This is a genomic window from Alistipes senegalensis JC50 (genome assembly GCF_025145645.1).
In the GTDB taxonomy this organism is placed as follows: domain Bacteria; phylum Bacteroidota; class Bacteroidia; order Bacteroidales; family Rikenellaceae; genus Alistipes; species Alistipes senegalensis.
Map to the genome: position 1 here is coordinate 2,295,880 of NZ_CP102252.1, position 20,347 is coordinate 2,316,226.

Sequence of the window (20,347 nt, forward strand, 5' to 3'; positions counted from 1 at the left end):
ATCCAATCTTAAACCTTAAAATCTCACTATATGAATTACATTCCGAACGTCGCCCGCAAGGGCGCGGCGGGTACGCTGTTGCCTGTTCGAAACGGTGTCGGGAGGCTGCGGACAGTGCTGGCGGCGGCGCTGCTCCTGCTTGTGATCCTCCCGGCGTCGGCTCAGCGGATCGTCGTGAACGTCACGGCGAAAAAGCAGACGCTCGCCGACATCCTGCCGCAAATCTCGAAACAAACCGGCATTGAATTTTCGTATGCGCTCGAATTGGTCAAAACGCGCTCGAACGCTGCCGGGCGACTCGAAGGAGACGTCAAGGACGTTCTCGGCCGGATTCTCGCCGGCACCGGCATCGACTACCGGATGCAGGGTTCCAACCGGATCTTTCTGAGCCGCAAGGCCGGCCCCGGGCCCGAATCCCCGGCGGCTCCCGGGAAATACCGCCTGACCGGAACCGTCCGCGACGGGCAGGGACAGCCGCTTGTCGGCGTGACCGTCATCGTGGGCGGCACGGACGGCACGGCCACCGGTTCCGACGGTTCCTATTCGCTGATGGTCGCTCCCGATGCGACGCTCACGTTCCGCTATATCGGTTACGGGAGTGTCACGGAGGCTGTCAACAACCGTTCGCAGATCGACGTGGTGATGAAAGACCAGTCCACCGAACTGGAGGAGCTGGTCGTCGTGGGGTATCGTACCGTGAAAAAGCTCTCGCTCACCGGATCGGTGGCCTCCGTGGACATCAAGCGCAAGGAGAACCAGCCCATCACCAATTCTACGCAGATGCTCTACAACACGCCGGGTATCTGGGTCAACCAGGGCGGTTCGCAGCCTGGCCGCGACAACGCCACGATCTCGATCCGAGGCGTCAACTCGCTGAACTCCACGGGCGGCGCACCGCTGGTGCTGCTGGACGGCGTGGAATACGACTTCTCGGAGATAGACCCTTCGACCATCGAGTCGATCTCGGTGCTGAAAGACGTGTCGGCCGCCATCTACGGCCTGAAAGCGGCCAACGGCGTGATCCTTGTGACCTCGAAGAAGGGTTCCAAAGGGCGTCCCCGCATCGAGTACAAGGGCAAGTACGGCGTGCAGCGGGCCACCTATCTTCCGGACGTGGTCACCGATCCGATCCTCTACATGCGGCTGCGCAATCTGGCCGAGATTAATTCCGGCATCAGTCCCGGCGCCGTGTCGTACAGCAACGGCCAGATACTCGAATATATGGAGGGCATGAAGACGGACCGGTCGGTCTATCCCGCGTCGGACTGGTTCGACATCTGCCTCGAAGACGGCTACGTGCAGCAGCACAGCGTGCGCCTTTCGGGCGGCACCGACGCCGTGACCTATTCGATGGGCTTCGGCTACACCGATCAGAAGGGTGTCCTCATCGACAACGACGACGCCCAGCGTTATGCTTTCGACCTGAAGCTCAACGCGCGGGTGTGCGACGCGCTCAACGTCAGCGGAACGTTCCAGGGCAACCTGCGGACCTTCGACGAGGTGGGGTATTCGACGGGGACCGTGCTGAATACCATCATGCGCGGTCTGCCGATCTTCTCGGACTACCACCGCAACGGCCTTTACGGTTCGACGTGGCTCTTCACTCCGGGACGCAACAACATCGAGAATCCGCGCATGGAGGTCGAGCAGGGCTTTGTCTACCGGAATTACCAGGAGCTGCTCGCCACGATCAATGCCGACCTGCGGCTGGCCCCGCATCTGAAATATTATGTGACGGTCGGATTCCGCAAGACGGACCATTACAGCAAGAACTTCATTCCGCAGATGTACACGGTCAATCCCAAGACGGGCGATACGAAGAAGTTCAATTCGGCGGCCCCGCGCTTGAAGGACTGGGATGCCGTCGCTGCGCAGTACACCGTCTCCCACCGCCTCGTCTGGGAGAACGATTACGACCGTCACAACATCCATGTCATGCTGGGACAGGACTGGCAGCACAACGACAGCCGGAATTTCCAAGCCTACAACTACGGGTTCAACGACAATACGCTGACCGAATTCGAGGCGCTCACGAACCAGACCAACGCACAGGCTACCGGCAGTTCGTGGATGAAGCGCATGATCTCGGTCTACGGGCGTCTGGCCTACACCTACGACGACCGCTACATGATCGAGGGCACGCTCCGCTATGACGGTTCGAGCAACCTTTCGCGGGACAACCGCTGGCACATGTTCCCGTCGGTCATGGTGGCGTGGAACCTCAGCCGGGAGAAATTCTTCGCGGTGAAGCAGATCGACCTGCTCAAACTGCGCGCCTCCTACGGCGTGATGGGCAGCGAGTCCGTGAGTCCGTACAGCTATCAGATGACCTACGACGCCATCGACCAGAACTATTCGTTCGGGGGAACTCCCGCGGCCGGATTCGCCGTGACGCAGCTCACCGACCGCATGCTGGGGTGGGAGAAGACCCGTTCGTACAACGTGGGTCTGGATTTCGCGGCCTTCAACAGCCGGCTGACTCTCGACGCGGACTATTTCCACAAGGAGACCTTCGACATCATCATGACCCGCACGATCCCGTCGCACGTCGGCGGCCTCAGCGGTCCCAAGAGCAATGTCGGCACGGTGCTCAACAAGGGTTTCGAGCTTTCGGGCGCCTGGCGCGACCGGGTCAAGAACTTTTCTTACGGGGTGAACGGTTCGGTGAGTTTCGTCCGCAACCGCGTGAAGTCGCTCGACGGCGGGCAGATTCTGGCCAACAGCAATACGCTCATCACCCGCGAGGGCTATCCGATCCGCTCGTTCTATGTCTATGAGGCCGACGGTTACTACCAGTCGCAGGAGGAGATCGACAATGCGGCGGTCGTTTACGGCGACCGTACGAAACTCCGGCCGGGGTATCTCAAGTACAAGAATAATTGCGACGACGACGTGATCGACGACAAGGACAAGATCGTCGTCGGCAACACCATCCCCGAGGTGACCTATTCGTTCGGCGTGCACATGGGTTGGAAGGGGCTTTCGCTCGAAGCGCAGTTTCAGGGCGTGGGCGAGGTGTATACCTATCCGAGGGCGAATCTCGCGGTGCCGTTCAACAACGGCGCCGGCGTGACCCGGGACTGGGCCACCGATTCGTGGACCGAGAGCAACCGCCATTCGAAACTGCCGCTGCTGACCACCTACACCGACGCTCCGGAGAACTTCATCCCCTCGACCAAATGGCTCCGCAACGCCTCCAACCTGCGGATGAAGAACATCCAGCTGACCTACGACTTCCCCAAACGGCTGCTGAGGCCGCTGCGGATCGAGGCGTTGCAGATCTATGTCAGCGGCCAGAACCTTTGGACGATCTCCGATTTCGATCTTTGGGACCCGGAGATCACCACCACCCGCACGGACCTCTACGAATACCCCAATCTGAAGACCGTTTCGATCGGTCTGAACCTGAGTTTCTAACGACAAAAAGCTGGAAAATGAAAAAGATCATATACTTCGGGCTGAGCCTGCTGCTGTCCGCTGCGGCCGTCTCGTGTTCGATGGACTTCGAGCCGACGGGCGCTTACAGCGACAAGACCTTCTGGTACAGCGCCAAAAACGCGGAGAGCGGACTGACGGGCTGTTATCTCCCGCTGCGCAACGGCAGCATGTTCGGCGGGATGGCCATCGTCATGGAGGAGTGCGCGACGCCCAACGCCTACAACTATGCCAATACGCTCAACTGGAACGATCTCGCCAAGGGCAGCCACACGGCCGACGGAAGCATCTTTGCCGGCCGCTGGAAGGATGCCTACACCGGCATAGGCCGTTGCAACATGTTGCTTCAGCATATCGGCCTCAACAAGGAGCTTTCGGCCGAAGCCGTCACCCAGATGAAGGCGCAGGCGCGTTTCCTCCGCGCCCTTTACTATTCGGTGCTGACGACCTATTACTACAAGGCGCCGCTGATCGTCGATTCTCCCGACATCTCGCAGGTCGGACGCACGCGCACCGACCGGGCGGAGATGATCCGCTTCATCGTCGATGAACTGGGGGACATTGCGAAGATTCTGCCCCGCACGTATACGGCCAAGAGCGATCAGGGACGTCCCACCGCAGGCGCCGCATTGGCGCTTCGCGCCCGGGTGCTCAATTTCGAGGCCAGCGCCCTGTGCAATCCCGGGCACGAGACGAAGCCCTGGGAGGAGGCCGCCGATGCCGCGTGGAAAGTCATGGAACTGGGCGTCTATTCGCTTTATCAGGACGGCTATGCGAAACTTTTCACCGAGGCGGCCGAGCATTCTTCGGAGTCGATTTTCAACGTCGAGGCCGTCGCCAATCCCCTCGGGCTGGGACACAGCACGGACATCGTGATGCGCCAGTACAACAGCGCGGCCCCGCTCCGGAATTTCATCGACAGCTATTGGATGAAGGACGGCAAGCCCCGCGAAGAGTCCGCCTATGCCGATTCCGAAGAGTATGCCGACCTCGATCCGCGATTTGCGCAGACGATCGTCTATCCCGGATCGACCTGGATGGGCGAGACCGTGAAAACGGACAATACCAACGTCCGCTTTACCAACAAGCAGACCGGGTTCATCTATAAGAAATACACGGTGTACACCGAAAAGGTCCCGGGCGATCAGGAACTGAACCTGGGCGAGAACTGCTCGCCGACGAACATCATGCTGCTGCGCTATGCCGACATACTGCTGATGTACGCCGAGGCCAAGAACGAGCTGGGCGAGATGACCGAGGAGATCTGGAACCGGACGGTGAAGGCCATCCGCCAGCGTGCGGGATTCACCACCTCCTCCGCATGGGCCTATCCGGGCGGCGATGCCGACGAGATACGCCGTCAGATACGCTATGAACGCCGCATCGAGCTGGCGGGCGAGGGCACCTATTACAACGACCTGCGCCGTTGGCGCGAAGCCGAGAACGCGATGAACAACCTCAGTATCTACAAGAGCGACGGCACGCTGATCGGTACGCGCAATTTCAACAAGGAACGGGATTACTGGTGGCCCGTGCCGTCGAGCCAGCTCGAAATAGCCCCGACGCTGCGGCCCAACAATCCCGGCTGGTAGTCGAGTAATTCCTAAAAACGTACAACCATGACATACAATCACAGATTTTCGAAATTCTTTATCGGCGTGTGCGCGGCCGTCGCGTTATGTGCGGCCTGCGAGGACGACGACCGGCCGATCATTCCCCTGCCGCCGCTCGATCCGCCCGCATCGGCCGGCGATAAGGTGATCGCACTCGTCGAACAGAACCCGAGCCGTGTCGCTCTCGTCGATCGTGCGAGCGGCGAAATGCTTTGGTCGTGGACTCCCGCCGATTCGGACCTGACGGCCGCCGAGCAGGCTTGGTTCGAGCTGCCCGACGAGGTCAAGCCGATCTATGACTGCGAGTATCTGCTCGTCACGGCGACCCGGGGCGGTGTGGCGATCATCCGCATCGAGGACAAACGGGTGATGTTCTACGCCTGTCCGAAGGGCCAGCCCCATTCGGCCGAACTGCTGCCCGACGGCAATGTCGTCGTGGCCTCCTCGACCGACGGCACGGCCGACGGCGACAAGCTGCGCCTTTATGAGGTCGATTTCACGAAGCGGTTCGCCTCCGAACCTGCGGCGGTCTATCCGCTGAATTTCGGCCATAACGCCGTCTGGGACCGCACGAACGAACTGCTGTGGGCCACGGCCGGCGATGTGCTCCATGCTTACCGCTACATCCGGACCGACGGCAGGCCGGCGCTGGCGTTGCAGGAGACCTATCCGCTTCCCGACGGGCAGAAGGACGCTCACGACCTCTTCCCGGTGCACGGGCTCAACCAGCTTTGGCTCACCACACCCAATGCGATCTGGAAATTCAATGTCTCCACCAAGGAGTTCGCCCGTTTCAATGCCAGCGCGACGGTCAACGTCAAGTGCGTGTCGTCGGGCCCGGCCGACTACGAGACGATCTTGCTTTATCCGACGCAAAGCTACTGGTCGGACAAGCTGATCGACACCGGCGGCCGCAGCGTTTACCAGCGCGACGGCGCCCAGATCTACAAGGGCCGCTGGATGCTTGCCAATACGTTCAGCTATCCCGAAAATCACCGACCTGAAATCTGACAGACTTATGAAAAACATCGTAAAATGGATCGTACCCCTGCTCCTGGCCGCCGTGGCGGCGGGATGCGGAACGGAGCGCCGCAGTGCGCTCGAAGCCTATCGCAGCTGGCCCAAGGGGCTGTCGGTATCGCTGACCATGCCGGCTGACAAATTGCAGCAGGTCAAAGAGGCCGGGTTCGGCCATGTGGAGGTGACGCTCAATTCGCTGCGCGGGAAATCCACGGAGGAGCGGCTCGCGGCCATCGAGCGTTTCCGCGTCGATGCCGGGCGGGTCGGACTGACCGTCTGGTCCGTGCATCTTCCGTTCGGCCGCGCCTGGGACATCAGTTCGCCGAACGATTCGCTGCGCACGGCGGTCGTGGAGCAGATCGCCTGGTTCATCGGCGCCGTACAGGCGCTCGGACCCCGGAAAATGGTTCTGCATCCCAGCGCGGAACCGATCGCCGACTCGCTGCGCGCCGTTCATTTCGAGAACAGCGTGAATTCGATCAACGCGCTGGCCGAGGCGGCCCGCGGTACCGGCGCCCAGCTGCTGGTCGAGGACCTGCCGCGGACCTGTCTCTGCAACACCTCGGACGAAATGCTGGCCTTGTTCGGGCGGTTGGACCCTTCGGTCGGCATCTGTTTCGACACCAATCATTTGTTGCAGGAGACTCCCGAGGCTTTCGCCCGGGCCGTGGGCGACCGCATCGCCAGCCTCCACGTGTCGGACTACGATGCCGTGGATGAAAAGCACTGGGTCATGGGCAAGGGCGTGATCGACTGGCCCGCAGTGATCGAGGCCATCGCCTCGACGGGCTACGACGGCGTATTCATGTTCGAAGTCGGAGGTTACGATAGCTTCGGACAGGTGGCCGACACCTGGCGGGCCGTGGAGCGGCGCCTCGAAGAGATTGAAAACCGAAAATAAAAACCTGCGATACGATGAAACGATTTATTGGATATGCGGCCCGGGCTCTTGCGGGCGCACTTCTTATGGCCGCGTGCGGCGACGACGAACCTGCGGTCCCGGGACAACCCGACTTTATCGCCGTGGGGCTCGAAGCCCCCTATACCGTCCGGATGGGTGATTCGTTCGAACTTTCGGTTCCCGAAGAGTCCGGAGCGGAGGATTATTTCTGGAGCCTGCCCGAGATGCTCAATGTCATCGAGGGCGAAAACACCTCGCGTCTGCTGGTGGCCGGGCTGGTCGAGGGCGTCATTCCGGCCGGCGTCATCACCGTCGAGGCCCGCAATGCTGCGGGAGCCAGCGCGCCCCGCACCCTGTGGAAAGAGATTACGGTGACGGGGCTGCCGCCGCGTCCGGCCTACGTGCAGACTTCGATCGTCGGTTCGCTGACGGTGGATTTGGACGAGGAGTTCGCGGTCTACGTGCCCGAAGACGATCAGGTGGCGACCTATGCGTGGAGCGTCCCTGAGGCGCTGACCGTCGTGAGCGGAGGCGATACGGAGCGCGTCGTGCTCAAAGCCAACCGCAAGTCGGTGAACATTCCGGCGAACAGCATCTCGGTGACTACGGTCAGCAGAACGGGGCTTTCGGAAACCCACCGTTTCGGGAAGATGATCTGCGTGCTTCCGACCGACGGGTATCCGGCCAAGCGGTACGGCTCGAAGACCTGGATGACCGTGAACCTCAACTACGCCGGCGAAGACGGTTCGGTCGGCCGGACGGCTCCCGACGATCCCGACGGTTCGAAATACGGACGTTACTACACGTGGGCGGAGGCTATGACCGGACTTTCCGCCGGGGAGAATCCCTATGTCTACGGGGCGTCGGGAACCGACGACATGGGCAACTCCTATACGCTCAATAACGGCGTCGCCTCCTACAACATCCAGGTCCGCGGAATCTGTCCCGAGGGATGGCACGTTCCCAACGCCTATGATTTCTACGATCTGGCTGCGGGCGTCGCCGACGATTACGGGCTTCGCATGAGTTCCATTCAGGCCGTAGTGGATGCGGGGGCAGGAATCTATATGCCCGACAACCGCGAGACGAACCCGATGGCCGCCATGAATATGGTCGATCACGGATTCATCGCCTCCTACCTGCGCGGCAGCCGCCCGGCGGCCGAAGGCGGGCTGTGGGCGGCGAATGCCAATGCCGTGGACGGCGGCACGATGTTCAATCTGGCGAAACCCAGCGGCATCTTCCCGGCGGGAAAATACCCGATGTATTTCCCCGATGCAATCGAGCGGATCGGGTTCAATATCCTGCCCTGCGGCAAATATACGGGCGATAAATTCGGCAACTTCGGGACCTATTCGTTCCATTGGACTGCCACCGTGACCAGCGATAACAAGAATTACCGCATTACGATCGGCAACAACAGCTGCAATTTCTCGACCTATGCCGAGACGGGTTCTTCGAACAACGTCCGGTGCGTGGCCAACTATTAGCCGATCTGCAACGGATTTCGGCAGGATTCGCCGCTGTTTGCATCGGATGCCTGCACGGAAATCCCTCCCGCAGCGGTGAATCGCGGCCCGAATGGAAAGAGGCTGTCTGCGACTTGTCAGACAGCCTCTTGTTTTTTTATGTGTTTCGTGCGAATGCGGAAGATTTGCACGAAATATGCTTGAATATATTAAAAATTTTTACTATATTGTTCCCGCAAAATGCAATCCGGAGGTGACGCTCCGGTGCGAATCGGTAATTTTGCGCCTGCCTTAACCTTATAAATAAAAATGCTTATGAAACAAAAGAAAATGCTTGCACTGACCCTTTCCCAGCTCGGACTGCTCTACCGCCAGGAGTTACCCGATCTTGCGGCCCTCGCCGACGCCTGCTGCGACGGTGCGGAGTTCCGCATGCGCCTCGGGGAGTTCGTGGACCGGCATGCCGCTGCGGAGAGCGAAGCTGCGGAGCAGATTCGACTGTTGATCGGTTACGACGGACAAGAAGTCCACGAATTATCCACGGACTGCCGATTGGAAATACAGACCTTGACGCTGTTGTGGCAGTTCCTGACCGGACGGCTCGAAAATCCCGAGATGCCTTCCGATCTGTTTGTCGATCTGTTCCATCTGTTCCGCCTGCTCGACGGGGCGGAAATTCCGCTGCCCTCGCCGCAGCGCGTGCGCAGCCGCACCGAACGCTGGCCTTCGGGGCTGGACGAGGCGGTGCGGGCGATCCGCGCCGACAACCGCGAGCGGATGCTGCACCTGCTGGTGCAGAAGATCGAAAACCGCAAGTCGAAAACCCCGTCGCGCTACCGGTTCGCCGAGGGGATGACTTACGACGAAAAATACCGGCAGGTGGCCGCCTGGTGGGACGATTTCCGCTTCCAGCTGGCTATGGCCGTGAAAAGCCCTTCGGAGCTGAACCGCTTTCTGGCCGGGTCGCTCTCGTCGGAGACGATGTACCTGCTTTCGAAGGCCCGCAAGAAGGGGATGCCCTTCTTCGCCACGCCCTATTACCTCTCGCTGCTCGACGTTACGGGCGACGGCTACGACGATGCCGCCATCCGCAGTTACATCCTCTATTCGCCGCAGCTGGTCGAAACCTACGGACGGATTCGCGCCTGGGAGCGCGAGGATGTCGTCGAGGCGGGCAAGCCCAATGCCGCCGGGTGGCTGCTGCCCGACGGACACAACATCCACCGCCGCTATCCGGAGGTGGCGATCCTGATTCCCGACACGATGGGCCGCGCCTGCGGCGGGCTGTGCGCTTCGTGCCAGCGGATGTACGATTTCCAGAGCGAACGCCTCAATTTCGAATTCGAGGCGCTGCGCCCCAAAGAGTCGTGGGACCACAAACTGCGCCGGCTGATGAACTATTTCGAGGAGGACACCCAGCTGCGCGACATCCTCATCACGGGCGGCGACGCGCTGATGAGTCAGAACAAGACCCTGCGAAATATGCTCGAAGCGGTTTACCGCATGGCCTGCCGCAAGCGCCGGGCCAACGCCGGGCGTCCCGACGGCGAGAAATACGCCGAATTGCAGCGCGTGCGCCTCGGTTCGCGCCTGCCTGCCTACCTGCCGATGCGCGTGAACGACGAACTGGTGGAGATTCTGCGCGAATTCCGCGAGAAAGCCTCGGCCGTCGGCGTGAAGCAGTTCATCGTCCAGACCCATTTCCAGACGCCCTTGGAGGTGACGCCCGAGGCCGAAGAGGCCATCCGGAAGATCCTTTCGGCGGGATGGCTCATCACCAACCAGCTGGTCTACACCGTGGCCGCTTCGCGCCGCGGACATACCGCACGCTTGCGGCAGGTGCTCAATTCGCTGGGAGTGGTGTGCTATTACACCTTCTCGGTCAAGGGCTTCGAGGAGAACCGCGCGGTTTTCACGCCCAACAGCCGTTCGATGCAGGAGCAGGTCGAGGAGAAGGTTTACGGACGCCTGACCGCCGGGCAGGCGTCGGAGCTCGACGCGCTGCTGGCCGACGGACGCGATACGGCGGCCAAACTCCGCCGCTTCATGCGCAAATACCGTCTGCCGTTTCTCGCCACGGACCGCAGCGTGCTGAATCTTCCGGCCATCGGCAAGAGCATGACCTTCCGGCTGGTGGGCCTCACGCCCGAGGGGCGCCGCATTCTGCGCTTCGACCACGACCGCACGCGCCGCCACAGCCCGATCATCGACCGCATGGGCGAGATATTCATCGTCGAGAGCAAGTCGGTGGCCGCCTACCTGCGGCAGATCGGCAAGATGGGTGAGGACCCCGAGGATTATGCCTCGATCTGGGCCTATACCCGGGGTGAGACCGAACCCCGGTTCGGGCTTTACGAATACCCCGGATTCGACTTCGGGGTGACCGGCCGGATGAGCAATCTGGAATTGTAGCGGATGCAATAAACGGCACTGATTTTGCGTTTATTATATAATGATTATTAAACGCATGCAATGATGAAAAAGACGATTCACAGAGCCGGTACCCGCGGGTACGCCGATCACGGCTGGCTCCAGACACACCATACTTTCAGTTTCGCCGGATATTACGATCCCACGCGCGTCCATTTCGGCGCCCTGAGGGTGCTGAACGATGATACGGTGGCTCCGGGCGAGGGGTTCGGGACGCATCCTCACGACAACATGGAGATTGTTTCGATCGTGCTCTCGGGTGCGCTGAAGCACGGCGACAGCATGGGGCATATGAAGGTGCTCGAACCGGGCGAAATCCAGGTGATGAGCGCTGGCACGGGCATCACGCACAGCGAGATGAACGCCAGCCGCGAGGAGCCGGTGAAGTTCCTGCAAATCTGGGTGCTCACCGATGCCGACAACCATACGCCCCGTTACAACCAGGTCGAGCTGCTGCCCGGGAAGCGTAACGAACTGCGGCTGATCGTGGGCCCCGAGGGCCACGGCGGCGAGCACGTCGGGTGGATTCACCAGCAGGCGTGGTTCTATACGCTGGGCCTCGACGCCGGGCATGAGACGGAGTACCGGATGAATCTCCACGGCAACGGAGCCTATGTCTTCGTGGTCGAGGGACGCGCCGAGGTGGCGGGCGAAGAGCTCGGACCCCGCGACGGCATGGGTATAGAGGACGCTGACGATTTTCGGATCAAAGCCTCCGGAGATGCCAAGCTGCTGATTATCGAGGTCCCGATGGAGGTCTGAACCGTTTCGTTAGGAGCAAATCCGCCGGAGTGCAGACTCCGGCGGATTTTTCGTGTTTCAGAACTCCGAGGTGAAGTGGAAACGAATGTCCTTGAAATTCTCCTGCGCGAGGGCGAGCCCGTAGCTCGTGTCGGCGAGGAATACGTCGCGGCCGTGTTTATCGACGGCCATGTTGGTGTGCTTGCGGCGTTTGAAGTCGGCCAGCTGCGCGGCGTTGTCGCTGTCGATCCAGCAGGCTTTGTAGATCGAGATCGGTTCCCAGCGGCACGAGGCGTTGTACTCGTGCTCCAACCGGTACTGAATCACCTCGAATTGCAGCGCGCCCACCGTGCCGATGATCTTGCGGCCGTTGAGCGACGAGGTGAACAGCTGTGCCACGCCCTCGTCCATCAGCTGGTCGATGCCTTTGGCCAGTTGCTTGAATTTCAGCGGGTCGGCGTTCTCGATGTAGCGGAACTGCTCGGGGGCGAACGACGGAATTCCGGTGAAGCGGAGCTTCTCGCCTTCGGTGAAGGTGTCGCCGATCTTGAAGTTCCCCGTGTCGTGCAGACCCACGATGTCGCCCGGATAGGCGAAGTCGATCACCGACTTTTTCTCGGCCATGAAGGCCGTCGGGGAGGAGAATTTCAACTGCTTGCCGCTGCGTACGTGGAGGTAGTTCCTATTCCGTTCGAACGTGCCGGAACAGATCTTCAGGAACGCGATGCGGTCGCGGTGGTTGGGGTCCATGTTGGCGTGGATCTTGAAGACGAAGCCGGTCATTTTCGGCTCCGCAGGCTCCACCTGCCGGGTTTCGGTCGGCGCCGGGCGCGGCGAGGGGGCGATGCGCACGAAGCATTCGAGCAGTTCGCGCACGCCGAAATTGTTCACCGCCGAGCCGAAGAACACCGGGGCCAGTTCGCCCCGCAGGTAGGCGTCGCGGTCGAACTGGTCGTAGACGCCCTCGACCAGTTCCACGTCGGAACGCAGCTGGGCGGCGAACTTCTCGCCGATGTAGCCTTCGAGTTCCTGCGAGGCGAGGTCCGAGATTTCGGCCGTCGAGGCGTCGGCCGTGAGCTTTTCGTCCGACGTGAAGAGCGAGAGGTTCTTCTCGTAAAGGTTGTAGACGCCCTTGAACGTGGGTCCGTTCGAGATCGGGAAGGCCAGCGGCCGCACGCGGATATGCAGTTCCTTCTCCACCTCGTCCAGCAGGTCGAACGGCTCTTTCGACGGGCGGTCGAGCTTGTTGATGAAGACGATCACGGGGGTTTGGCGCATGCGGCAGACCTCCATCAGCTTGCGGGTCTGGGCCTCGACGCCCTTGGCGCCGTCGATGACGATGATCACCGAGTCGACGGCCGTCAGCGTGCGGTAGGTGTCCTCGGCGAAATCCTCGTGGCCCGGGGTGTCGAGGATGTTGATCTTGCAGCCCCGGTATTCGAATCCCATCACGGCCGTGGCCACCGAGATGCCTCGCTGGCGTTCGATCTCCATGAAGTCGGACGTGGCGCCCTTCTTGATCTTGTTGCTCTTGACGGCTCCGGCCACATGGATGGCGCCGCCGAACAGCAGCAGTTTTTCCGTAAGGGTGGTTTTGCCCGCGTCGGGGTGGGCGATGACGGCGAAGGTCCGCCGCCGGGTTATCTCTTCCTGTTGTGTCATGCGTTATTCTTTCGGGTAATCGGCGTTGTAGTGGCAGCCTACGGACTCCTTGATCTCGCGGCCCTGCTTGATGACCAGGTAGGCGATGGCGATCATGTTCCGCAGCTCGCACAGTTCGCGGTTGGGCTTGGTCTTGTTGTAAAGTTCCTCGGTCTCCTGCCAGAGGATTTCCAGCCGGTGCATGGCGCGCTTGAGCGAGAGGTTCGACCGCACGATGCCCACGTAGTTGGACATGATCGTCTGCATCTCGCGCTTCGACTGGATGATCATCAGCATCTCCTCGGTGTGCTGCGTGCCTTCGAAATCCCAGTCGGGAATGCCCTCCTGAAAATCGACTTTCTCCAGCAGCGACGCCGTGTGGCGCGCGGCCTGGTCGGCGTAGACCACCGCTTCGATCAGCGAGTTCGAGGCCAGGCGGTTGGCGCCGTGCAGTCCCGTGCACGAGGTCTCGCCCAGCGCGTAGAGCCGTTTCACGGAGGTTTCGCCGTTGGTGTCGACCTTCACGCCGCCGCAGCAGTAGTGCGCCGCAGGGGTCACGGGAATCCAGTCTTTGGTGATGTCGATGCCGATCGAGCGGCATTTTTCATAGATGTTCGGGAAATGGCTCTTCACGGCCTCGGGGTCCTTGTGCGTCACGTCGAGGTAGACGAAGTCGGAACCCCGTTTGGTCATCTCGCGGTAGATGGCGCGGGCCACCACGTCGCGCGGCGCGAGGGATTTCATCGGGTGGTATTTGTCCATGAACTCCTTGCCGTCGGGCAGCCGCAGGATGGCCCCGAAGCCGCGCATGGCTTCGGTGATCAGGAAGTTGGGCTTCTCGCCGGGGTTGTAGAGCGTCGTGGGGTGGAACTGGATGAACTCCATGTTCTCGGTCATCGCCTTGGCGCGGTGGCACATGGCGATGCCGTCGCCCGTGGCGACCACGGGATTCGAGGTCGTGGAGTAGACGTTGCCGCAGCCGCCCGTGGCCACGACGGTGAATTTCGAAAGCATGGTCTCGATCTCGTTGGTGTCGAGATTCAGGACGTAGGCCCCGAACGAGGCCAGTCCGCGCGTGTGGCGGGTGACGAATTCGCCCAGATGGTGCTGCGTCAGCAGGTCGATGGCGAAGTGGCGTTCGAGAACCGTGATGTTCGGATGCTCCCTCACCGACTGCACGAGCGCCCGTTCGATCTCGGCTCCCGTGAGGTCCTCGTGGTGGAGGATGCGGTGCTCCGAGTGTCCGCCTTCGCGGTTGAGCTCGAAACGCCCGTCGGGGGTCTTGTCGAAACGCGTGCCCCAGGCTATGAGGTCGGCGATCAGTTCCGGAGCGCGCCGCACGACCAGTTCCACGGCCTTCTCGTCGCATTTGCCTGCGCCGCAGACCAGCGTGTCGCGGATGTGTTTCTCGAATGTGTCGGGGGCGTATGTCACCGAGCAGATACCGCCCTGGGCATAGTTGGTGTTGCACTCTTCGATCGCGCCCTTGGTGACGATCGTAACGTGTCCGTGGGCTGCGGCTTTCAGCGCGAACGAAAGGCCCGCGGCGCCGGAACCGATAACCAGAAAGTCGGTTTTCATGGGTTTTTCCTTTTTCTATTGCCTTGCAGCGCCGCAAAGTTACAAAAAATAGTAACTTTGCCGCATAATTTCCGGCAAAATATGGAACGACATATCGACATAAACCGCTACGACTACGACCTTCCGGAGGAGCGGATCGCCAAATTCCCCCTCGCCGAGCGCAGCGCCTCGAAACTGCTCGTCTGGCGCGGCGGCGGGATTTCCGAACGGCATTTCGCCGACATCGGCGACGTGTTGCCCGCGGGCGAACTGCTGGTCTTCAACAACACGAAGGTCATCCGGGCGCGGATCATCATGCACAAGCCTTCGGGGGCGCGGATCGAGGTCTTCTGCCTCGAGCCGCACGACCCGGCCGACTACGAACGGGCGTTCGCCGTCACGGGCGGCTGCACGTGGTCGTGCATCGTGGGCAATCGCAAGAAGTGGAAAGAGGGGTATGTGGAGATCAATTTCGACGGCGAATACCTCCGGGCGTGGATCGTCGAGGACCACGGCCGCGAATGCGTCGTGCGCTTCGAGTGGAGCGCCCCGATGAGCTTCGGACAGCTGCTGGAGCACCTCGGGCGGATTCCGATTCCGCCCTACCTGAACCGCGAGAGCGAGGAGATCGACAACACGCGCTACCAGACGGTCTATTCGAAATTCGAGGGGTCGGTGGCGGCGCCGACCGCCGGCCTGCACTTCACGCCCGAGCTGATCGACGCCATGAAGTCCCGCGGATTCGGGTTCGAGGAGGTGACGCTCCACGTCGGGGCGGGGACCTTCCTGCCCGTGAAGGACGACGATGCCGCGAAGCATCCGATGCACACCGAGCATTTCGAGGTGCGCCGTGCGACGGTGGCCCGCCTGCTGGAGAAGTGGGGGCACATCACCGCCGTGGGAACCACCTCGGTCCGCACGCTCGAATCGCTCGCAGCCCTTGCGTGGCGCATCCGTACCGCCGGGACGCCGGACGCCGGACGGGTGGTCGGACAGTGGGAGCTGTACGACATTCCGGCTGACTATTCGGGGCGCGATGCCCTGGAGGAGCTGTTGGGGTGGATGGATGCGAACGGGGTCGAACGGCTGAAAGCCGCGACGCAGATCATGATCACGCCGCTGGGTTACGAGTTCCGCATCGTGCGCAACATCGTCACCAATTTCCACCAGCCCAAATCGACTCTGCTGCTGTTGGTCTCGGCCTTCGCGGGCGACGACTGGCACAGGATCTACGACTACGCCCTCGGGCACGATTTCCGCTTCCTGAGCTACGGCGATTCGTCGGTGCTGATGCGGGAGTGACCGTTTTGCAGAAAAAGAACAGGGACGCTGTTTTTCAGCGTCCCTGTTTTATTTGGTGCGGGCCGGATTAGAAATTATATCCGACGCTGATCGAGAAGCAGTTGTTGCGTATCGTGCCGTCGCCGTTGACAAGGTCTTTCTGAATCAGGTTCAGACAGCCGATGTCGTAGCCCAGTCCGAAGTAGATGCGGTTCCAGACGACGCCTGCGCCCAGACGCACGCCCAGGTCGGAGCGCTTGAGCATGCCGTCGTCGCCGAAGATGTCGTCTTTCTCGCCGTTTGCTTTCATCTTGCCGCCGATGCCGAGACCGTAGTAAAGACCTGCGAACGGCTGGATCGTAACGATGTTTTTGATGTTGAAGTGGTAATTTACCAGCACGGGAATTTGCAGGTAGGAGGGGCGGAAGCTCACTCCGGATAATTTGCCGCCGCGGCTCGAAAAGGCGAGTCCGGTTTCGAGGTAGAAAGGCAGTCTGTCGCAGAGCAGGATTTGGTCCGAAACGGCGACATGGAATGCGGCCCGCGAGTCGGTGCTTACCGATACGCCGCTCTCTGAAATCGAGTAGCTCGACAGGTTGAGACCGGCGCGGACGCCCAGGATGTTCTTTTCGTGATTTTGTGCCGAAACGGTGTTCGCCAGCAGGATGGCGGCCACGATGAGTAATACTTTTTTCATAGCTGTAAAGTTTGAGGTGTTTGCGTGGCAAATATAGGATAATTTTTTCCGAAAAATCCCCCCCCCGATTTTTTTTACGGGCAATCGGCGGCATTGTTCGTAAATTCCTATGTATTAATGAGATCGCTCCGGATGTCAGAAATTGTATCCGATCGTCACGGACAGGCAGTCGTTGCGGATTTCGATCGCCCGGGTCCGGGACTCGTAACTGAAAAGCGATCCGCCCTTGAACTGGTTCATGCAGCCGATGTCGTAGCTTACGCCCAGATAGATGCGTTTCACGACGAATCCGACGCCTGCCCGGACTCCGAAGTCCAGCCGGTGAAGCACTCCCCGGTCGCCGAACAGCTCCTCTGTCCCGAGGTAGTCGAACTCCATGCGGCCCCTCAGCCCCACGCCGCCGTAGATGCCGGCGAAAGGCTGTATCGTGAGGAGGTCGCGGACGTTGAAATGGCAGTTGACGAGCAGGGGAACTTGCAGGTAGAACGGCCGCGGAGTCGTCCGGTAGACTTCGCCGTATTGCGCAAGAGCGATTTTGCCGCCGCGGCTCGAAAAATCGACCCCCGTTTCGAGGTAGAGGGGCAGCTTCCGGGTCAGCAGCACCTGATCCGAGACGGCGAAACGGAATCCCGTGCGCCAGCCGATGCTGATCGGCATATCTTCGGCCGAAACCGCGAGTTTCGAGACGTTGAGGCCGGCGCGGACACCCAGGATGTTCTTTTCGCGCTGCTGGGCCCGGACGCTTCCCGCCAGCAGCAGGACGAGCAGGATCAATGCGTATCTTTTCATGCGTGCAAGAGGTTATTCTTCGGGGGCGGCGCTTCGGAGCGCCAGCCGTTTGACCCAGACGACGAAGCCGCCCGTGAGGATGAGGTTCAGCACCAGCGTCAGCACCGAGACGATGAGCGCCGGGCCGCCGAGGCTGTACCCGAGGGCGATGAAGATCACCCCGGCGCCCACCTCGCCGCGGGTGAACATGCCCACCGAGAGGGCCAGCCGTTCGCTCAGCTTCCGGTCGCGGTAGAAGAAGACCGGGACGAGCTTTCCGAGGTTGGAAAGTGCCGATACGGCTGCGACGTGCAGCAGCAGGACGCCCCACGGCATCATCGGCTGTGCGGCGGTGACCGATCCGGCTGCCGCGGCCGCGTCGGACGCCGCGGAGCCCGTCACCAGCGGCATGCTCATTCCCACCAGCAGCATGAACAGGAACGAGATGCCCGTCGAGGCGCGGCGTTCGGCGGGGGTGTCGTGGTCGCGGTGTTTCATCAGCATGCCGATCACGAAGGCCGGGAGCAGCACCTCGATGTGGATGCTGTTTTCGGGGCCGTACCAGTGGGCCGTCGCCAGATAGAGCAGCTGCGTCAGGGCGCAGACCGCGACGGAGAGGCCCAGGATGCGTTTCCAGTCCTGCTTCACGTTCCAGGCCGCCTGCCACCGCCACCCGACGGCGAGCAGGACGCTCACCGTGCCCACGATGGCGAACATCTGCCATTTGAGGCCGATCATCAGGATTTGCAGCGGGATCATCAGCAGGATGGTGTCCAGATCGTCGAAGATCGCCAGCACTTGTATTTTACGGTAGATCCAGCTCTGTTTCAGGTGCAGCGCCGCGAGCATCGTGAAGAGGATGCCCGCCGAGGTCGGGGCCGCGAAACGGCTCAGCAGCAGGTTCTCCTTCCACGCCGCGGGGCTTCCCCACAAGTCGGAGGGCAGCAGCACGAAGACGTAATAGAGGGCGATCAGCAGCCACGGAAGCGCCGCGGTGGCCATAGCGATGAAGTAATCGGCGGTGTAGGAGCGCCAGCGGGACTTGTCGATCTCGAACTCCCGGCCGACGTTGATCATAATGAACCCCAGACAGACGTAGAGCAGCGTGTCGGTCGCGGCCTTGAAGCCCGCATAGGATGCGCCCAGTGCGCCGGGAAGCAGCTGCGAGGCGACGAGGCCCAGCATCAGGAAGAGCGAGAACGAAAGAACTTTTCGCATTGAATGACGGTCGTTTACGTGGTTTTGCGCGTAGGCAGCGGCGCAAAGATACGATATTTGCGCCGGAAACGGAAAAAGGCGTGCCGCAATCGTGAAAAAATTAACAATAAAGAAACCGCAATTCGCAATTATTTTGTACCTTTGCCGCGACGTTTAGGAAGTTAGTATTTCAAACACATATTATTCAAACCATTACAACTATGCAGATTGTAGAGATTCATGCAAGGGAGATCCTCGACTCGCGAGGCAATCCGACCGTCGAGGTCGAAGTACGGACTGTATCGGGCGCATTCGGCCGCGCTGCCGTTCCGAGCGGCGCATCGACCGGCGAGAACGAGGCGCTCGAACTTCGTGACGGCGACAAGAGCCGTTACCTGGGCAAAGGCGTGCTCAACGCCGTGAAGAACGTCAACGAGGTGATCGCCCCGGCCATCATCGGCATGAACGTCGCCGATCAGGTGGGCATCGACAAGGCCATGATCGCCCTCGACGGCACCCCGACCAAGTCGAAGTTGGGCGCCAACGCCATCCTCGGCGTGTCGCTGGCCGTGGCCCGCGCCGCCGCCGACTACTTCGGCATGCCCCTCTATCGCTATATCGGCGGTTCGAACGCCAAGACGCTGCCCGTTCCGATGATGAACATCATCAACGGCGGTTCGCACTCGGACGCCCCGATCGCATTCCAGGAGTTCATGATCCGTCCCGTAGGCGCCGCTTCGTTCCACGAGGGCATCCGCATGGGCGCCGAGGTGTTCCACAACCTCAAGAAGGTGCTCCACAACCGCAACCTCTCGACGGCCGTAGGCGACGAGGGCGGTTTCGCTCCCGCGCTCAACGGCACGGAGGACGCCATCGAGTCGATCATCGAGGCTATCAAGATGGCCGGCTACAAGCCCGGCCGCAAGTGCGAGGGCGGCGACGTGTCGATCGGCATGGACTGCGCTTCGTCGGAGTTCTTCGAGAACGGCGTTTACGACTACACCAAGTTCGAGGGTGCGAAGGGCGCCAAGCGTTCGTCGAAGGAGCAGGTCGAGTACCTGAAGGGCCTCGTTGCCAAATACCCCATCGACTCGATCGAGGACGGTATGTCGGAGAACGACTGGGAAGGCTGGCAGATGCTCACCAAGGAGATCGGCGACAAGTGCCAGCTCGTGGGCGACGACCTCTTCGTCACGAACGTGGACTTCCTGAAGAAGGGCATCGAGATGGGCTGCGCCAACTCGATCCTCATCAAGGTAAACCAGATCGGTACGCTGACCGAGACGCTCGACGCCATCGAGATGGCTCACCGCGCCGGCTACACGTCGGTGACGTCGCACCGTTCGGGCGAGACCGAGGATTCGACGATCGCCGACATCGCCGTGGCTACGAACTCGGGCCAGATCAAGACCGGTTCGGCTTCGCGTTCGGACCGTATGGCCAAGTACAACCAGCTGCTCCGCATCGAGGAGGAGCTCGGCGACGAGGCTATCTACGGCTACACGAAGGTATACCGCAAGTAATCTGCGGACCGATCAGAGAGAACCGGATGTCCCGACGGGGCATCCGGTTTTTGTTTTTGTTTTCGTCGGGT

General features: G+C 60.9%; 14 protein-coding genes. 9 read left to right on the forward strand and 5 right to left on the reverse strand.

Features of this window, described 5'->3' with window-relative positions:
• Positions 1–30: 30 nt before the first annotated feature.
• The 7 genes from NQ519_RS08950 (at position 31) to NQ519_RS08980 (ending at position 11,630) form a co-directional block, all read left to right on the forward strand.
• Positions 31–3,417, forward strand: coding sequence for a TonB-dependent receptor (locus NQ519_RS08950; protein ID WP_019151491.1), 3,387 nt, complete (start codon positions 31–33; stop codon positions 3,415–3,417).
• A 17-nt stretch (positions 3,418–3,434) separates the two neighbouring features.
• A complete protein-coding gene (locus tag NQ519_RS08955; RefSeq protein WP_019151490.1) occupies positions 3,435–5,027 on the forward strand; it encodes a RagB/SusD family nutrient uptake outer membrane protein in 1,593 nt (530 codons plus the stop codon).
• A 27-nt stretch (positions 5,028–5,054) separates the two neighbouring features.
• Entirely contained in the window at positions 5,055–6,059 is a 1,005-nt protein-coding gene (locus NQ519_RS08960; RefSeq protein ID WP_019151489.1) for a DUF6528 family protein, read from the forward strand.
• Positions 6,060–6,066: 7 nt separating this feature from the next.
• Positions 6,067–6,969 carry a sugar phosphate isomerase/epimerase family protein gene (locus tag NQ519_RS08965; protein ID WP_019151488.1) on the forward strand — a complete coding sequence of 301 codons (903 nt, stop codon included), beginning with the start codon at positions 6,067–6,069 and terminating at the stop codon, positions 6,967–6,969.
• A 14-nt stretch (positions 6,970–6,983) separates the two neighbouring features.
• A complete protein-coding gene (locus NQ519_RS08970; RefSeq protein ID WP_147513228.1) occupies positions 6,984–8,459 on the forward strand; it encodes an FISUMP domain-containing protein in 1,476 nt (491 codons plus the stop codon).
• Positions 8,460–8,753: 294 nt separating this feature from the next.
• Positions 8,754–10,850 (forward strand): KamA family radical SAM protein, encoded by a 2,097-nt coding sequence (locus NQ519_RS08975; protein WP_019151486.1) that lies wholly within the window; start codon positions 8,754–8,756, stop codon positions 10,848–10,850.
• Positions 10,851–10,913: 63 nt separating this feature from the next.
• A complete protein-coding gene (locus NQ519_RS08980; protein ID WP_026076684.1) occupies positions 10,914–11,630 on the forward strand; it encodes a pirin family protein in 717 nt (238 codons plus the stop codon).
• A gap of 57 nt (positions 11,631–11,687) precedes the next feature.
• On the opposite strand, the gene NQ519_RS08985 is transcribed toward NQ519_RS08980, so the two are convergent.
• Entirely contained in the window at positions 11,688–13,271 is a 1,584-nt protein-coding gene (locus NQ519_RS08985) for a peptide chain release factor 3 (protein WP_019151484.1), read from the reverse strand.
• Positions 13,272–13,274: 3 nt separating this feature from the next.
• Positions 13,275–14,831, reverse strand: a complete 1,557-nt coding sequence (gene nadB / locus NQ519_RS08990) for an L-aspartate oxidase (protein WP_019151483.1) — start codon at positions 14,829–14,831, stop codon at positions 13,275–13,277.
• Positions 14,832–14,912: 81 nt separating this feature from the next.
• Here nadB and NQ519_RS08995 point away from each other — a divergent pair, with 81 nt between their 5' ends.
• Positions 14,913–16,112, forward strand: a complete 1,200-nt coding sequence (locus tag NQ519_RS08995) for an S-adenosylmethionine:tRNA ribosyltransferase-isomerase (protein WP_019151482.1) — start codon at positions 14,913–14,915, stop codon at positions 16,110–16,112.
• A gap of 67 nt (positions 16,113–16,179) precedes the next feature.
• Here the strand turns inward: NQ519_RS08995 and NQ519_RS09000 are convergent, their stop codons facing one another.
• The 3 genes from NQ519_RS09000 to NQ519_RS09010 form a co-directional block, all read right to left on the reverse strand.
• Positions 16,180–16,788: a porin family protein gene (locus tag NQ519_RS09000; RefSeq protein WP_019151481.1), complete on the reverse strand. Its 609-nt coding sequence runs from the start codon at positions 16,786–16,788 to the stop codon at positions 16,180–16,182.
• Between the two features lie 135 nt (positions 16,789–16,923).
• Entirely contained in the window at positions 16,924–17,577 is a 654-nt protein-coding gene (locus tag NQ519_RS09005) for a porin family protein (RefSeq protein ID WP_019151480.1), read from the reverse strand.
• Positions 17,578–17,589: 12 nt separating this feature from the next.
• On the reverse strand, positions 17,590–18,774 hold the full coding sequence (locus NQ519_RS09010) for a cation:proton antiporter (protein WP_019151479.1): 1,185 nt from the start codon (positions 18,772–18,774) through the stop codon (positions 17,590–17,592).
• A 200-nt stretch (positions 18,775–18,974) separates the two neighbouring features.
• On the opposite strand from NQ519_RS09010, the gene eno reads away from it, so the two are divergent.
• Positions 18,975–20,276 (forward strand): phosphopyruvate hydratase, encoded by a 1,302-nt coding sequence (gene eno / locus NQ519_RS09015; protein ID WP_019151478.1) that lies wholly within the window; start codon positions 18,975–18,977, stop codon positions 20,274–20,276.
• Positions 20,277–20,347 lie beyond the last annotated feature (71 nt).

Bases quoted from the DNA above. Each gene is read 5' to 3' on its own strand.
- NQ519_RS08985 (WP_019151484.1), bottom strand. From the start codon at position 13,271: ATGACACAACAGGAAGAGATAACCCGGCGGCGGACCTTCGCCGTCATC.
- nadB (WP_019151483.1), bottom strand. From the start codon at position 14,831: ATGAAAACCGACTTTCTGGTTATCGGTTCCGGCGCCGCGGGCCTTTCG.
- NQ519_RS08960 (WP_019151489.1), top strand. From the start codon at position 5,055: ATGACATACAATCACAGATTTTCGAAATTCTTTATCGGCGTGTGCGCG.
- NQ519_RS09005 (WP_019151480.1), bottom strand. From the start codon at position 17,577: ATGAAAAGATACGCATTGATCCTGCTCGTCCTGCTGCTGGCGGGAAGC.
- NQ519_RS08965 (WP_019151488.1), top strand. From the start codon at position 6,067: ATGAAAAACATCGTAAAATGGATCGTACCCCTGCTCCTGGCCGCCGTG.
- NQ519_RS09000 (WP_019151481.1), bottom strand. From the start codon at position 16,788: ATGAAAAAAGTATTACTCATCGTGGCCGCCATCCTGCTGGCGAACACC.
- NQ519_RS09010 (WP_019151479.1), bottom strand. From the start codon at position 18,774: ATGCGAAAAGTTCTTTCGTTCTCGCTCTTCCTGATGCTGGGCCTCGTC.
- NQ519_RS08955 (WP_019151490.1), top strand. From the start codon at position 3,435: ATGAAAAAGATCATATACTTCGGGCTGAGCCTGCTGCTGTCCGCTGCG.
- NQ519_RS08995 (WP_019151482.1), top strand. From the start codon at position 14,913: ATGGAACGACATATCGACATAAACCGCTACGACTACGACCTTCCGGAG.
- NQ519_RS08970 (WP_147513228.1), top strand. From the start codon at position 6,984: ATGAAACGATTTATTGGATATGCGGCCCGGGCTCTTGCGGGCGCACTT.
- NQ519_RS08950 (WP_019151491.1), top strand. From the start codon at position 31: ATGAATTACATTCCGAACGTCGCCCGCAAGGGCGCGGCGGGTACGCTG.
- eno (WP_019151478.1), top strand. From the start codon at position 18,975: ATGCAGATTGTAGAGATTCATGCAAGGGAGATCCTCGACTCGCGAGGC.
- NQ519_RS08975 (WP_019151486.1), top strand. From the start codon at position 8,754: ATGAAACAAAAGAAAATGCTTGCACTGACCCTTTCCCAGCTCGGACTG.
- NQ519_RS08980 (WP_026076684.1), top strand. From the start codon at position 10,914: ATGAAAAAGACGATTCACAGAGCCGGTACCCGCGGGTACGCCGATCAC.